The 14,896-nt window shown below is 45.8% G+C and carries 15 protein-coding genes; 1 reads left to right on the top strand and 14 read right to left on the bottom strand.

Annotated elements, in window-relative coordinates:
* Positions 1–135: 135 nt before the first annotated feature.
* The 14 genes from rny to sleB all read right to left on the bottom strand — a co-directional run bounded on the left by rny (position 136) and on the right by sleB (position 14,320).
* Entirely contained in the window at positions 136–1,677 is a 1,542-nt protein-coding gene (gene rny / locus P5G61_RS28750; RefSeq protein WP_285079470.1) for a ribonuclease Y, read from the bottom strand.
* A 310-nt stretch (positions 1,678–1,987) separates the two neighbouring features.
* Positions 1,988–2,725, bottom strand: a complete 738-nt coding sequence (locus P5G61_RS28745) for a regulatory protein RecX (protein ID WP_024630287.1) — start codon at positions 2,723–2,725, stop codon at positions 1,988–1,990.
* Between the two features lie 322 nt (positions 2,726–3,047).
* A complete protein-coding gene (gene recA, locus P5G61_RS28740; RefSeq protein WP_024630286.1) occupies positions 3,048–4,112 on the bottom strand; it encodes a recombinase RecA in 1,065 nt (354 codons plus the stop codon).
* A gap of 239 nt (positions 4,113–4,351) precedes the next feature.
* The gene (locus P5G61_RS28735) at positions 4,352–5,608 is read right to left on the bottom strand and encodes a competence/damage-inducible protein A (protein ID WP_301249666.1); all 1,257 of its coding nucleotides are present in this window, start codon (positions 5,606–5,608) and stop codon (positions 4,352–4,354) included.
* 108 nt (positions 5,609–5,716) lie between these two features.
* Positions 5,717–6,304, bottom strand: coding sequence for a CDP-diacylglycerol--glycerol-3-phosphate 3-phosphatidyltransferase (gene pgsA, locus P5G61_RS28730; RefSeq protein ID WP_024630284.1), 588 nt, complete (start codon positions 6,302–6,304; stop codon positions 5,717–5,719).
* Positions 6,305–6,625: 321 nt separating this feature from the next.
* Complete coding sequence (locus P5G61_RS28725) at positions 6,626–7,117, bottom strand: YajQ family cyclic di-GMP-binding protein (RefSeq protein ID WP_017689115.1); 492 nt, start codon at positions 7,115–7,117, stop codon at positions 6,626–6,628.
* 153 nt (positions 7,118–7,270) lie between these two features.
* Positions 7,271–7,435: a hypothetical protein gene (locus tag P5G61_RS28720; protein ID WP_167434746.1), complete on the bottom strand. Its 165-nt coding sequence runs from the start codon at positions 7,433–7,435 to the stop codon at positions 7,271–7,273.
* A 73-nt stretch (positions 7,436–7,508) separates the two neighbouring features.
* Entirely contained in the window at positions 7,509–8,558 is a 1,050-nt protein-coding gene (locus tag P5G61_RS28715; protein ID WP_301249665.1) for a helix-turn-helix domain-containing protein, read from the bottom strand.
* A gap of 66 nt (positions 8,559–8,624) precedes the next feature.
* The gene (locus P5G61_RS28710; protein ID WP_301249663.1) at positions 8,625–9,392 is read right to left on the bottom strand and encodes a DUF3388 domain-containing protein; all 768 of its coding nucleotides are present in this window, start codon (positions 9,390–9,392) and stop codon (positions 8,625–8,627) included.
* A 198-nt stretch (positions 9,393–9,590) separates the two neighbouring features.
* Positions 9,591–9,854: a DUF3243 domain-containing protein gene (locus tag P5G61_RS28705; protein ID WP_094936463.1), complete on the bottom strand. Its 264-nt coding sequence runs from the start codon at positions 9,852–9,854 to the stop codon at positions 9,591–9,593.
* Positions 9,855–10,026: 172 nt separating this feature from the next.
* A complete protein-coding gene (gene ymfI / locus P5G61_RS28700) occupies positions 10,027–10,797 on the bottom strand; it encodes an elongation factor P 5-aminopentanone reductase (protein WP_094936462.1) in 771 nt (256 codons plus the stop codon).
* A 1-nt stretch (position 10,798) separates the two neighbouring features.
* Positions 10,799–12,079 carry an EF-P 5-aminopentanol modification-associated protein YfmH gene (yfmH, locus tag P5G61_RS28695; protein WP_079346909.1) on the bottom strand — a complete coding sequence of 427 codons (1,281 nt, stop codon included), beginning with the start codon at positions 12,077–12,079 and terminating at the stop codon, positions 10,799–10,801.
* A 3-nt stretch (positions 12,080–12,082) separates the two neighbouring features.
* Positions 12,083–13,363, bottom strand: a complete 1,281-nt coding sequence (gene yfmF, locus P5G61_RS28690) for an EF-P 5-aminopentanol modification-associated protein YfmF (RefSeq protein ID WP_301249661.1) — start codon at positions 13,361–13,363, stop codon at positions 12,083–12,085.
* Between the two features lie 126 nt (positions 13,364–13,489).
* Complete coding sequence (sleB, locus tag P5G61_RS28685) at positions 13,490–14,320, bottom strand: spore cortex-lytic enzyme (RefSeq protein ID WP_024630277.1); 831 nt, start codon at positions 14,318–14,320, stop codon at positions 13,490–13,492.
* A 259-nt stretch (positions 14,321–14,579) separates the two neighbouring features.
* Here sleB and P5G61_RS28680 point away from each other — a divergent pair.
* Positions 14,580–14,896 (top strand): transposase (locus P5G61_RS28680; RefSeq protein ID WP_435874301.1); only part of this gene is annotated, 317 nt, incomplete at its 3' end.

Genomic DNA, 14,896 nt, shown 5'->3' with positions numbered 1-14,896 from the left:
AGCGCAGCCTTCTTCAAAGCATCCAAAACTTCGCAGGACCTCTATCTCTTGCTCATCATTTTATTATGAAAATGCCTTTAACAGGCTATCAACAGGAAAAGTGGCCCACTACTGCGGCCACTTTTCCGTAATGCTCTATTTTGCGTATTCAACCGCACGGGTTTCCCGGATGACGGTGACCTTGATGTGACCCGGATAATCGAGTTCGTTCTCAATCATCTTCGTAATGTCACGCGCGAGGCGGAATGCTTCGGCATCGTCGATTTTCTCAGGCTGTACCATAACGCGAACTTCGCGTCCGGCCTGAATAGCGTACGATTTCTCGACACCTTCGAACGACTCCGAAATCTCTTCCAGCTTCTCCAGTCGCTTGATATACGTTTCCAGCGTTTCGCGGCGTGCGCCTGGTCTTGCTGCGGAGAGCGCATCTGCTGCGCCAACCAACATCGCAATAACCGAAGTCGCTTCGCAATCCCCGTGATGGGACGCGATACTGTTGATTACAACCGGATGTTCTTTGTATTTCTTCGCTAGTTCCACGCCGATTTCGACGTGTGATCCTTCCACTTCGTGATCCAGCGCTTTACCGATGTCATGCAATAGACCTGCACGTCTTGCCAGGGTTACGTCTTCTCCGAGTTCGCCAGCCATCAGTCCAGCCAGATAAGCGACTTCCATCGAATGTTTCAAGACGTTTTGACCATAGCTTGTACGGAACTTCAACCGGCCCAAAATTTTAATCAAGTCCGGATGCAGACCATGCACGCCCACTTCAAAGGTAGCTTGCTCACCGTATTCACGGATACGCTCATCCACTTCTTTGCGGGATTTCTCCACCATCTCTTCAATCCGTGCCGGGTGAATACGTCCATCAGCCACCAATTTTTCGAGGGCAGTACGGGCGATTTCACGGCGAATCGGGTCAAAGCCCGACAGAATAACTGCTTCTGGCGTATCATCGATAATGAGGTCAATCCCGGTAAGGGTTTCAAGCGCACGGATGTTACGTCCTTCACGACCGATAATCCGGCCTTTCATTTCTTCATTTGGCAAGGTAACAACGGATACCGTTGTCTCTGCCACGTGGTCAGCCGCACAGCGTTGGATGGCGAGTGTAATAATCTCGCGGGACTTTTTGTCCGCTTCTTCCTTCGCTTGCTGTTCAATGTCCTTGATCATTTGAGCCGTCTCATGACGAACTTCCTGTTCTACGTTGGACAGTATGATACTGCGTGCGTCTTCCATGGTGAGGTTGGATATGCGCTCCAGCTCCGTCACCTGGTTTTTGTAGATCATCTCGATCTGCTGCTGTGTCTCATCAATTCGTTTCTCTTTGTTAGCCACTTGCTCTTCTTTGCGTTCGAGCGATTCCAATTTTTTATCCAGCGACTCTTCTTTTTGCAACAATCGTCTTTCTTGTCGTTGAATTTCGTTCCGACGTTCACGAGTGTCTTTTTCAGCTTCAGCGCGAATGCGATGAATTTCGTCCTTCGCTTCCAGCACCGTTTCTTTCTTCAGTGCTTCTGCCTCTTTCTTCGCGTTCTCCACGATTTGTACGGCAGCTTCTTCCGCACTGGAGATCTTAGCTTCTGCAAGAGATTTGCGAATAAAATATCCTACTCCGAACCCAATGAATAGCGCGGCAACAACGAGAACGATCATGATTGCAGTTGGCATACTGTTCACCTCCTCGTTGGTTCCTCCAAGGCATTCCTTGGGTCAATTTGCAGTTTTCAAACCTTACATATTTTTGGGAATAACGAATACTTACGGCGATCCCCCGCCGATTTTCATTTCAAGTGTACATGTCTCCACGCACTATTCACCGTTTCCGGCAAACCCATAATCATGAATGGTATAAATCTTCAAAAACAGAAACCGCTTTTTTGGAAGGAAAAAGGGTTGTCCATTTCTTACAGACTCATGTCCATTTTAGTATTTGACGAAAGAAATTGTCAAGAGAATGCAGTATAGTAAGTCCAGCCTGCTAATCCCATAACAATGCTTCGTCATCTTCGGGGTCCCCCGCCTCATCTTCTTCAATTAAACAATTCACGACCCGACGCACCATATCCATGGAAAAACCTCGTCGCATCAAGAAGGGAAGCGTTTTACGTTTCTTCTCCTGGATGTCTCCTTTGACCTGATTCCATTTTTTGCGTCCGGCGGTCAAAGCTGTCTCAAATTCTGTATCCGTACTTACACCTTCCAGCGCTTCAGCAATCAGCTCACTGGCAATGCCCTTCTGACGCAGCTCTTGCCTTATCCACAGTTTCCCCTTCCGCTGGCCCTCCATACGCTGACGTGTCCATTCCTTCGCAAACAGTTCATCATCGACCAAATTCTCCCTCTCAAGCCGATCCAGGGCCTCTTCAATCAACGGTGCAGCAAACTCTTTTTGACGAAGTTTCTGACTTAATTCGTGACGAGTGCGGGGTTTATGTTCCAGATATCGTAAAGACTGCACATACGTCCGCTGTCGCTCATCCGCTACAATGATATCTTCCAAGTCCTTCTTCAGAAATGTATTTCCTCGGGTCATCCGATATTTAATCATTACATCTTCAAGCACCGTGATTGAATATAAACCAAAGGTAATCCGGTAACGAGCTTCTCTGCTCTTCGTTCGTTCGACCCGTGTGATGGTAAGTTCTTCGTTATCCGGGAATTGCGATATTCCTTCAAGTTCTGCTTCTTCGTATAATTCTTCATCATGTTGATCCATTCAGTTCTCCCCTTCCATCATTTTGTGTCTGAACTGCATGACCTAAGTGAAAGCACACAGCAAAACAAAAGACTTCTTTACATACGCCTAGCATGTCTCCGATGGAAACGCAGCTTCACTAAACGCTCTGCTATCTCACTGAAGACATCTAACGCTAATACAAAAGGCCGGAAACGATGTCCGGCCTCACACTAACAGTAAGCGTGCCAACAGCCCCTGTCCATTTGGACAGAGGCTGTTGGACAGCGAGAGTACACACCCAACACCTTAGCAGCTAGATTGAGCCAAGCTCAATCAGGCTAGCTTTGGGAGTCAAGAGGGCTTATTCGTTAATTTCAAATAATTCTTGTTCTTCTGCCGCTTCTTTTTGTTGATCTTCACTAGTAGGCGCAGGAACTGCAGTAGTCAAGTTGCTGGCTACACGGATTTTTTGCTCAATGACTTGAGCAATATCTGCATGCTCTTTCATGAACTGCTTCGCGTTCTCACGTCCTTGACCCAAACGTTCGCCTTCGTAAGAGTACCACGCACCACTTTTGTTAACGATGTCCAGCTCTGTACCAATGTCGATGATACTGCCTTCTCTCGAAATACCTTCACCGTACATAATGTCCACTTCCGCTTGTTTAAACGGCGGTGCCACTTTATTTTTTACAACTTTGATACGGGTACGGTTACCGATGATGTCATTGCCTGATTTAATACTCTCAATACGACGTACATCCAGACGTACTGTAGAGTAGAATTTCAGGGCACGACCACCAGGTGTTGTCTCCGGGTTACCAAACATAACACCGACTTTTTCACGAAGTTGGTTAATAAAGATTGCGATGGTTTTGGATTTGCTAATTGCACCAGACAGTTTACGCAGCGCCTGAGACATCAGACGCGCTTGCAAACCGACATGGGAATCACCCATTTCGCCTTCAATTTCTGCTTTTGGTACCAATGCAGCAACCGAGTCAATAACGACAATATCCACAGCACCACTACGTACAAGCGCTTCTGCAATTTCAAGCCCTTGCTCACCCGTATCTGGCTGGGACAGAAGCAACTCATCAATGTTAACACCCAGTTTGCTTGCATATTGCGGGTCAAGAGCATGCTCTGCATCGATAAATGCAGCTTGTCCACCCGCTCTTTGTACTTCAGCAATCGCATGCAATGCAACAGTTGTTTTACCAGATGATTCAGGTCCATATATTTCAACAATACGGCCTTTAGGCAAGCCGCCTGTTCCTAATGCAATATCCAGAGCCAAGGAACCGCTGGGTATAATTTCCACATTCATGTGAGTCGACTCACCCAGTTTCATGATGGATCCTTTACCAAATTGCTTCTCTATTTGACGGAGCGCCATATCAAGCGCGGCACGACGGTCTGACAATAAGCTCACACCCTTTACTGTTTATAAGATAATGATACCTTGTTTTAACACGTTTGCCAAGCTTTTTTTCGAACATACATTCGTTTTTTTTGTGAAGGCCGAGGCGCCTCTTCCTCAAGGAAACTTTCCATTAAACAGAAAAAAGAACCGTAAACAAGGCTGTAAAGCCTAATTCTACGGTTCTTCCGTCTTCCTTTATTATACTTGCTTGGCTTAGCAAATGCAATCCGAGCCGTGAACTAGTCCATCTCCACAAGCTTGCGCCACAAACGGTAAAGAATCGCTTTCGCTGAACGGATTCGAACCGTCTCGCGATTGCCATTAATACGCAGTTCATGAATTTCTGTCTCTTTACCACGCTCCGCCAGAGCGATAAATACAAGTCCTGGCGGTTTGCGCTCGGAATAACCAGGTCCCGCAACCCCTGTAACTGACAAACCGAAATCTGCATCCCCAATCATGCGAATCTGCTCTGCCAGCACTTTGGCCACTTCCGGGCTCACTGCGCCCGGTGCATCTTCACCTTCCAGATAGGCATGCGGCACATGGAGCAGCTTTTCCTTAATTTCATTGGAGTAACATACAATTCCGCCCTTAAGCATCGACGCACTGCCAGGAACGGATGTCAGGCTCTGCATGACGAGCCCTCCTGTACAGCTCTCAGCCGCGCTAAGGGTCAGACCCATATCAGACATCATGGTCACAATTGTGTACTCTATAGGCACGTCCTCATTCGCGTAGAGATGCTCTGGCAATCGTTCTCGAATCTGCACTTCCATTGCATCCAGCTTCAGCTTCGCCTCACTCTCACTTGGAGCCTTTGTGGATACACGTACCGTAACTTCTCCCTCACTTGCATACGGTGCAATGGTAGGATCTGTCTGTGTATCAATCAGATCAAGGAGCCGGTCTTCCAATGCCGATTCACCGATTCCTGCAAATTTCAGCATTTTTGAATAGATGGGCATTTCTTCAGTCAGTACATGCTGGAACAACCAGGGCTTAACCTCCTGTTCAAACATTGGAATCAGCTCTTTCGGTGGTCCAGGCATCACAACGTAATGTTTACCATTATCAGTGATCGCATTTCCTGCGGCAAGGCCTGTTTCATTCGCCAGCGGTGTCCCGCCTTCTATAACAATTGCCTGACGACGATTGTTTTCCGTCATATCTACATTTCGATCTCGGAAGAAGCCCTCAATTTTGTCCATAGCCATTCGATCTATATGCAGCTTGCGGTTCAATACCGCCGCGATCGCATCCTTAGTCAGGTCATCCTGTGTAGGACCGATGCCTCCTGAAAATAAAATGACATCTGCACGACCCTGAGCGATGCGTATCGCGTCACTAAGTCGATTTAAATTATCACCAACCACCGTTTGGAAATATACATCAATCCCGATCGCAGCCAATTCACGGGATAGATATCGGGCATTGGTATTCACAATTTGTCCAAGCAACAATTCTGTGCCAACTGCAATGATTTCTGCCTTCATTCAGCATCCTCCTGTACACGTGGTGAGTGATCAAAGGGCAATAGGATAATTTCCTATTGCCCTTCGTACAAATCATTTCTTCATGCTTCCCCATTTAACCGCAAACCGTTACACCTTTGATAAATGAAGCAAATTTTTGTTTTTGATAAAGTAATCAATACCTGACCAAATCGTAATAATTGCTGCAGCCCAAACGGCGATAACGTCCATGTGAATACCCGTGAATGAGAACGGGAAATTATTCAACAGCAGCAGCACAATCGCGACAATTTGCACGACAGTCTTCAGTTTGCCCCAGGCACTTGCCGCAACAACCGAACCATCCAGTAATGCAATCTGACGCAGGCCGGTAACCGCAAACTCACGACTAATAATAACCACAGCAATCCAGGAATCCAACTTACCCATTTCTACAAGAGAAATCAGCACCGCAGTAACCAACAATTTGTCAGCCAGCGGATCAAGCAATTTTCCCAGGTTGGTGACCATATTATTTTTCCGCGCCAGATAACCGTCAATTCCATCCGTGCTTGCCGCAATGATAAAAATGACAGCAGCAATCAATTGATTATACGGAAGCGATAAGCTCCCCAATTGCAACGGCTCTGGATAGAACGGAAAATCTACGAGCAGGAACACCATCAAAAAAGGGATTAAGCAAATTCGTGCAAGCGTAATCCGGTTGGGTAAATTCACAAGACGCCCTCCCTCTTATCCTTCATTACTCCAAACATTCATCTTAATCCCGTGTTCATCATCCGGAACATGAAATTTACAGTTTCACTGTCAAATCAGCACTAAAGTGCTCTCACTATGTAAAAACGCAAAAATAAAGTCAACCGTTCAAACGCAAAACCGTTTTAAACGTTCCGGTGACTTTCAGAAGATGTACTGCTTTTCACAAAGTCAGCAAACGATGATGACTGGGCTTTGATGCTTATCTGCCAGCAATGCACACTTAGTATAATATACGCCAATTGCAGTGTCAAAAAACATGCAAGTTACAATGAGTAAATATTACTTAAAGTTTGTATATTGCAGATCCAGAGGTAGATTGGCCCCGTTCAACAACTGCATCACTGCTTGCAAATCATTCTTACTTTTACCTGTTACCCGGAGCTGATCTCCCTGAATCTGACTCTTCACTTTCATCTTGGAGTCACGAATCAAAATATTGATTTTTTTAGCGATATCCTGATCAATTCCCTGCTTGAAATTCAAACGCTGGCGGACTGTGCCTGAAGAAGCCGGCTCTACTTTTGCATAATCAATGTTTTTTAAAGGTAAACCCCGCTTAGCCATCTTGGATTGAAGCACATCGATAACAGCCTTGAGTTTGGTCTCATCATCAGATACGATCGTTAACGCATCCTTATCCAGTTTCAGACTGCTCTTGCTGCCCTTGAAGTCATAACGCGTGCCAATTTCCTTTTCCGTTTGTGTAACGGCATTTGTCAATTCCTGCAAGTCCATTTTGGACACGATATCAAATGAATTTTCTGAACTCAAACCAGTCACCCTTTCAGTAATCATATGTTATGTAACATTATAGAGGATACGCCAAGCAAAAGTCTAATTTTACGAGGGTTTTCAAATTAAAAAAAGCATTTTTGGCTGCCACTTGAGATGGTTGCCAAAAATGCTTTCCGTGCGGCTGCCATTCTAATAACGGCTGCGATTAGGCTGTCTGAACATGTCGAGCACACCCAGAAGCACATGTGCAAGTCCAAAACCCAAAATTCCGTAACCCCAGGCAGTTGGAGTCAAGTAATAACCCAGGAGGCTGACAATGATCCCCAAACCTGTTACGATCCAGCTGACTGTCACAGCCATCCACCTCACTTCACCAAAAGTTGACTGCAAGTTAAGACAAGGTTAGTGTCTCCCGCAGAAACTTTGGTTATTCGCCGCCAGTGCCAGAGCTTCCTTCGGTAGTGCTTCCTGTTCCGTTCGTCGTAGTGCCTTCAGTTGTACCAGTGGAAGACGTATCCTCACCAAGTCTTAACCGAATGCGGTTCGTCGCTTTTCCGTCTGTCACAACCTGCCCTGCAACCTCAATTGTAGTTGCGGCAGCGTAACCCGACTTGATGTACATTCCTGCACTATCCAATTCGAAGGTATAGCTGTCTCCCTCAGCGGTGTTGCCGTACTCCAACTTTTCTCCGCTAGAGTTCTCGCCCTTGTACACTTCCAGCCAACTATGCCCCGTTGCTTTAATCGTAACCGTCACAGGCTGTCCTGCGCTGCCGTTCACTTTAAAGTTGGTAATGTTGCCTGATTTCCCGTCTTCAGCAACAGTTACAGCAGTTGATGGCGTATCCGTTGGGTTCTGATTTTCATCAGACGTTTGCCCATCTGTTTGTCCATCTGTCTGACCATCCGTTTGTCCATCGCTCTGTCCCTCTGCCGTTCCACCACCGTTACCACCGGCCTGGCCTTCGCTACCTGATTCAGCCGGAGGATTAGAAGCCTGACCGTTATCTGTAGGCTCATCCGGTTTATCTTGAGGCTGCTGCTGGCTGTCTGTGATCTTCGTTTGATCCAGCCCTTGTGTATCGGAATCATCCTTGTTCATCACCATATACACGTACAACAGCACAAGAATCAACACCGGGAAAGTCCACATCAGTGCAACAGACATCCAGCGGTTACTGCGCTCTACCGGACGACTTGAACGCTTCTGAATAACCGGCTCCATTGTTGCTTCCGCTTCTTCCGCAGGTACATCTTTCTTATGTCCCTCCAGCAGCTCATCAGGATTCAGCCCCACCGTTTCCGCATAGGTTTTGATAAATGCACGAACATAGAAGCTTCCAGGCAGCACTTTGTAGTCTCCTGCCTCTATTGCCTCCAAATACCTCTTGCGAATTTTAGTCATTTCCTGCACATCGTCAAGACTCATCCCTTTTTGCAGCCGGGCCTCTCTTAACTGCTGACCCAGTTCAGACATGCCATCTCCTCCTTATGTTTATCTCTATAGTTGTTGCTTATCTATTTCATGATCCCGTACGGAGCGTTACAGTTCGTCGGTGTAGCTGGCCGTAAACGTATCATAAATAATTTCTTCATTCGGACTGTTGCGGAGTTCAATAATAATGTCAAAATCGTTAAAATCATATTCGGACTCCTGAACAAAAATATCTGGATGTTCAATGACCTTCGTGCTAGGCATCGTCATGATATCCTGTAACAAATTATAATGACGTTCGCTTGAACGAATGGTACTCACAATTCCGTCAATGATAAAAACATTGTTTGGGTTCAATTCGTCCTCGGATAGCTGACTTCTTATGGTCTGACGAAGAAGTGTGGAGGAAACAAATGTCCACCGTTTCATTGCACATACGCTACCTGCAATAATGGATTCCGTTTTACCCACACGCGGCATTCCACGCAAACCAATAACCTGATTGCCTTCCCTCTTAAATACTTCACCCAAAAAGTCCACAAGTAACCCAAGTTCATCCCGAGTGAAACGAAATGTCTTGCGATCATCAGAATCACGATCAATATATCGACCGTGGCGTACAGCCAGAATATCCACCAGTTTCGGTTGACGCAAAGCAGACACAGTTATGCTGTTCACTTTGCCAAGCATTTCACCCAGCAGACGAATCTTCTCGTCATCGTCCGATTCAAGCAGCATGCCCCGGGTTTTGCCTTCAACACCGTTAATGGTCAATATATTTACTTCAAGCATCCCCAGCATTGAGGCAATATCCCCTAATAGACCAGGTCTGTTCTTATGTATTTTATACTCCATATACCATTGTTTAGATTCCATTTAAACACCCCGTAAAGCATTATTCCACATTATTCGACAGTATCAGAACGTGTCCATTGGACAACAATCTGAGATATCTTCTAAAAATGGGTCACGTTAATGATATATAAAATGAAAATGAATTACAAGAACAGGTCTGTAATCATTGTGTAATCATTAGAGAAAAGCCCCCTTGCGGGAGCTTTCCATCTGAAAATCCTATGCGTTTTGTTTGGCCAATTTGACCATCAGGCACGCAATCGTACGACGTTCGTTCTCGTCGCCGACTTCCCATAGTTCTTTCAACGCCCGGTTGGAAGGGTTCGCCGGATCTACTTTCTCATCCAGGAAGTCACCAATTTCATACGCAAGTTTGTTGATGGTTTCTTCATTCATCCCCATCTTCTCTGCTTGCTGTACGCGGTCACCCAAAAACTTCTTCCAAGTATCAAAACTCGTGAGCACCGTTTTTTCTGTTGACATGATAAATCCTCCTTTGCTGTCGCATGAGATTTAAAATCAACAGTTGTAATATGTGCTTCCCGGCCATTTTATATACGAGCATTTTTGAATTCATCGAAGATCTGCTTCAAATCAACAATTTCCATCAGTACACTACCCCGAAGAGTAATCAACATTGAATTTGACTCAGTTATTACGTGAGCCAGCCCCCATTTGGACTTATAATCTGCCCGTTAATATAGCCTGACTCAGGAAGTGCAAGGAAGTAGACCAGTGATGAGATTTCATCTGGCTGGGCAAGTCTTCCTGCAGGAATTTCCTCTTCCAGCATCTTTAGTTCATCCTGATCCAGATGGTTTAACATGGATGTTTGAACGGCACCCGGAGCTACAGCATTCACCGTCACTCCAGAGGGAGCCAACTCTTTGGCAAGAGCTTTGGTGAATGCATTTACACCGCCTTTGGTCGTAGAATACAACACTTCACAAGAGGCACCTGACAGTCCCCAGATCGACGACACATTAATGATTCGACCGTATCTTTGAGAGATCATGTGAGGCATCATTTCCTGTGTACACAAGAACGTGCCTTTCAGGTTGATCGCCATAACTTCATCCCAGATCTCTTCGGTAACGTCGGACAGCAATCCATAATGTGATATTCCTGCATTGTTCACCAGAATATCCGGCATCAGCCCATGTGATTCCAGCTTCTCACGCATACGTTCGATCTGTTCCCGGCTGCGAAGATCAGCAGACACCGTCATGACTTTACCACTGCCCTGTTCCATACATCTTCTCGCAGCTTCATTAGCTGCTTCATGCGATTTCATATAGTGAATTACGACATTCATGCCCACCTTGGCAAAGCGCTCCGCAATGGCTGCTCCAATGCCTCCGCTAGCGCCTGTTACAAGTACCGTCATTTCCCCGATTGGCTTCAATTGTCCTGTTCCCCTCTCCATATTAAGGACTCACGACAAGCGATATCGCCAGCTGATCCCAACGAATATGCTCTTTCAATCTGCGGTTTACCTCTTCCAGCGTGAGCGATTCATACAACGGGAGCATATTGAAAAAATCACCACCGCGGAATTGCTGCCGCGTGAATTCATTTGCAATGTTTTCCGGTGAATTAAGCATGCGCAAATATCCACCTATTTTCTTTTTGCGTGCGCGCTCAAAATCGGTTGCATCGAACCCTTTTTCCACAATAGCATCAACTTCTTCACGGATGCGGGCAAGCAGCTGATCCGGGTCTTTGGTGTCCCCGCCAATAGCAGAAAAAGCATATTGCGGTGAACTGTTATATTCATGTCCAAAGCTGTCCGAAATCAGGTCTTCATCATACAGTTTTTGAAATAGCGGGGTACTGGAACCAAAGAGCAAATCCATCATCAATTTGGTTGTCATATCCCGACGTAACAGCTCTTCTCCTGTAAGTCCCACATCGGTTTCCTTGAAACCAAACAAACATTTGGGCAGGGACACAGCCAATTTGGATTCACGTCTCGCTTCCCCCACCTGCTCAGGTTCCTGTTCAAATATCCGCTCAATTCGACCTTGAGGCTTATAATTTTTCTCCGCCTGGTTCGAACGAACCATATCCAGCACTTCCTGCGGGTCTACTCCACCCACGACAAACAGAAGCATGTTGCTTGGATGATAAAAAGAGTTGTAGCACGTATACAACGTTTCTTTGGTTATGGTGCCAATGGATTCAACGGTTCCTGCGATATCAATGTGAACGGGATGTTTCTGATACATCGCCTCAATCAAGCCAAAATAAACGCGCCAATCCGGATTATCAGCATACATATTAATTTCCTGGGCGATAATCCCTTTTTCCTTTTCCACATTCTGATCGGTGAAGTAAGGATTTTGCACAAAATCAACTAATGTTTGTATATTTTCATTGACGTGTTCCGTCGCCGAAAACAAATAAACGGTCTGGTCGAAACTGGTAAAAGCATTGGCAGACGCTCCATGAGAAGCAAATGTGGCAAAAATATCACCCGTTGGTTCTTCAAACATTTTGTGTTCCAGAAAATGAGCAATCCCGTCCGGAACCTTCACTTCTTCCTTTCCTTCAACCTGAAAATGATTGTCGACCGAGCCGTATTTGGTTGCAAATGTGGCATATGTTTTCTGGAAACCCGGTTTAGGCAAAATATAAACATGCAGCCCGTTATCCATTACTTCGTAATAAAGCGTTTCCTGCAAACGATCGTAAGTTATGCTCTCCACCGACTATTCCTCCTTCTCATCACGCAAGAAATAAATCGTATCCAGACGGAATTTTTCTGCCGCCTCACGAACATTTTCTTTGCTGATCTGTTCTACCTGGTCCAGCAGTTCCTCGGCGGTTCTCTCTTTGCCGGACAACTGCCGATTGAAATCATAAGCGATCAGCTCAAATGCAGAGTCCTGCATTTCCCTAAGCAAATTCCGGATCATTGCCTTGGTCTGGGACATTTCCAAATCAGTAATATTCCCGTTCTTCATTTCATCCAGCTGCTGCTTGATAATTTTGACCGCTTTTTCGTAATTGGGAATTTCAATCCCGGATTGGATCGTTGCAATACCTTTATGTCCGTCATAACGGGAAGAGGCATAATACGCCAGACTTTCTTTTTCACGAACATTAACAAACAGCTTGGAATGAGGATATCCGCCGAGAATGCCGTTATACATCAAAGCTGCTGCATACTGCGGATCACCATAAGTGATGGACGTACGAAGTCCCATATTCAGCTTCCCCTGATTAACATTAAGCCGTTCTACAACGGTTTGCACTTCTTTATCTCCACGAACCGCTTCCTGTGTGTGATAATCGGAAGAGGTCACACGGTCTACATTGAAATATCGCTGAACCAGGCTTTCTACCTCTTCCAGCGTGGTGTCGCCCACCACATACAAGTCCATACTTGCCTGCTGCAACCATTCCTGATACGAAGCTGTCAATGTTTCTGGATCTATGCCCGGCAAATCTTTGCGTTCACCAAGCGGGTGCAGGCGGTAAGGTTCGTTTTTACACATCTCCTCAATACTGCGTTCAGCAGCATAACGCATTTTGTCATTGACGATAGACTCCAGCATTTTGCGAACAGTCTCCCGCTCAGCATGTACGTAAGAGGTTCGGAAATGTCCATCCTCCTGTGCGGGGCGTGTAAGCACCTCTCCAAGGAAAGCAAAAGAACGATCCAACAACTGCTCGTCCCCGCCAACAAAGGAATCATTAATGGTGTCCATACGGAACTGTACGATCTGGTAATCTCCACGTTTATAAACATCAAAGCCAAAACCCGCTCCATACAAATGTTCCAACTGTTCACGAAATTGCGTTGTTTCCGGATAGGATTCGGTCCCGCGCCGAAGTACGAAAGGTGTTAAGGCTACTTTGGTAACCGTATCTTCTTGCAGAGGAACCCCTGCGTAAAGTGATATCGCATATGTCTTAAACCGCTTCGTAGGAAGAACATGTATGCGGAATTCTTTCCGATTTCCTCGTTCAAATCCTGATGTATTCAAATGTCAAAACCCCTTTACGGCGTCATTTGTCGTGCAATAAGTGAAGCTTAAACGTAACAACCATTTTAACCCATTCAAAAGGCAAGAAGCAACCGAAGTCACGCCTTCTGGTTGCTTCCAAGATCATCACATACAGAATATATGCTGCCCGATTGTTTTCACCTGAGGACGAGTCCAGATCCATTTGGATGTAGCTGTCTTCGGGTTAAAATAATAGAGGCATCCACCGGATGGATCCCAACCATTTATCGCCTGTTCAACTGCTTTTTTAGCTTGGGCATTCGGTTCCAGATAAATCTGGCCGTCTGCAACGGCGGTAAATGCACCTGGCTGGAAAATTACTCCTGACGGTGTGTTCGGGAAACTCGGCGATTTAACGCGATTCAGAATAACAGCCGCTACGGCCACTTGACCTTCGAATGGCTCTCCGCGAGATTCACCATATACGGCGTTAGCCATAATTTTGATTTCGTTCTCCGACAGCCCCATGGAATTGGCTGAGCCCATATTGTCCTGCTCTTTGTCTGCCGTATTGTTGTTGTTGCCACCATTTCCTGAACCTTGATCCTTATGCAACGGCGTTTCTGTTGGCGACCACTGTTTTGAAGCATTGTAAAGTTTCAGCTTGGTTTTGGCTCCAACCACACCATCTACCTTCATCCCGAATTCAGATTGAAACCATTTTACCGATTTCAGTGTGGTGCTGCCGAAATTACTGTCAATTTTACCATTGTAAAATCCCAAATACTTCAGTCGGCCTTGAAGCTCATATACATCTTGGCCATAACTTCCATATTTCACAGCATTGGTGCTAAAAGTGGGTAAGGACTTCTCTTCGACCTGCGGGGTACTTTGGTTTAGACTTTCGGTTGCTGTATTCCCAGGAAGCATATAACGAATTCCCAATGCGGACATCAGCAAAATAGCAGTGAAAAGCCATATGTTCATTTTTCGCATCGACTGAGCTCTACCTTTCTCTTGTGGGATTAACAGAATCGCTAAGGTTATTATGACAAGCATACTTCGTTCCTATGCACCAAATCAGACGATCATTGGACATCATGGCAAAACTTTAGCCCAATGGCATGCAAAAAGGGGCTGTCCCATAAGTCATAAATGGCTAGGGACAGCTCTGTTTTCAAAATTGTAAAACAAAAAGAAACCGTTCCTTGGTAAAATGGAAGTGCGACCCACCATTTGAAAGGAGACGGTTTCTTTGTACATTCAATATACCATGGATCAACTTTTCTTGCCAATGGATTTGGAGACAGATATCCCCGAAAATCACCTCGTGCGTGTCGTGAATGACGCGGTTAACCACTTGAGCGACTCCATTTTCAACGCCGCATACCCTGGCGGTGGACGCCATAGCTACCATCCCAAAATGCTCACCAAAATCATCATCTACGCTTACACCCAGCGCATCTATTCTTCCCGGCAAATCGCCAAGGCGGTTCGCGAAAATATCATGTTCATGTGGCTCGCCGCGCGCCAACAGCCGGACTTCCGTACCATTAATCGCTTTCGTTCCGA

Source organism: Paenibacillus vandeheii (genome assembly GCF_030433635.1).
GTDB classification, from domain to species: Bacteria; Bacillota; Bacilli; order Paenibacillales; family Paenibacillaceae; genus Paenibacillus; species Paenibacillus vandeheii.
This window is presented reverse-complemented; position numbering and strand designations above follow the sequence as displayed.

Coding starts and splice junctions, on each gene's coding strand:
- P5G61_RS28705 (WP_094936463.1), bottom strand. CDS start 9,854: ATGTCAACAGAAAAAACGGTGCTCACGAGTTTTGATACTTGGAAGAAG.
- P5G61_RS28715 (WP_301249665.1), bottom strand. CDS start 8,558: ATGTCTGAACTGGGTCAGCAGTTAAGAGAGGCCCGGCTGCAAAAAGGG.
- P5G61_RS28745 (WP_024630287.1), bottom strand. CDS start 2,725: ATGGATCAACATGATGAAGAATTATACGAAGAAGCAGAACTTGAAGGA.
- sleB (WP_024630277.1), bottom strand. CDS start 14,320: ATGCGAAAAATGAACATATGGCTTTTCACTGCTATTTTGCTGATGTCC.
- P5G61_RS28710 (WP_301249663.1), bottom strand. CDS start 9,392: ATGGAATCTAAACAATGGTATATGGAGTATAAAATACATAAGAACAGA.
- rny (WP_285079470.1), bottom strand. CDS start 1,677: ATGCCAACTGCAATCATGATCGTTCTCGTTGTTGCCGCGCTATTCATT.
- P5G61_RS28735 (WP_301249666.1), bottom strand. CDS start 5,608: ATGAAGGCAGAAATCATTGCAGTTGGCACAGAATTGTTGCTTGGACAA.
- ymfI (WP_094936462.1), bottom strand. CDS start 10,797: ATGGAGAGGGGAACAGGACAATTGAAGCCAATCGGGGAAATGACGGTA.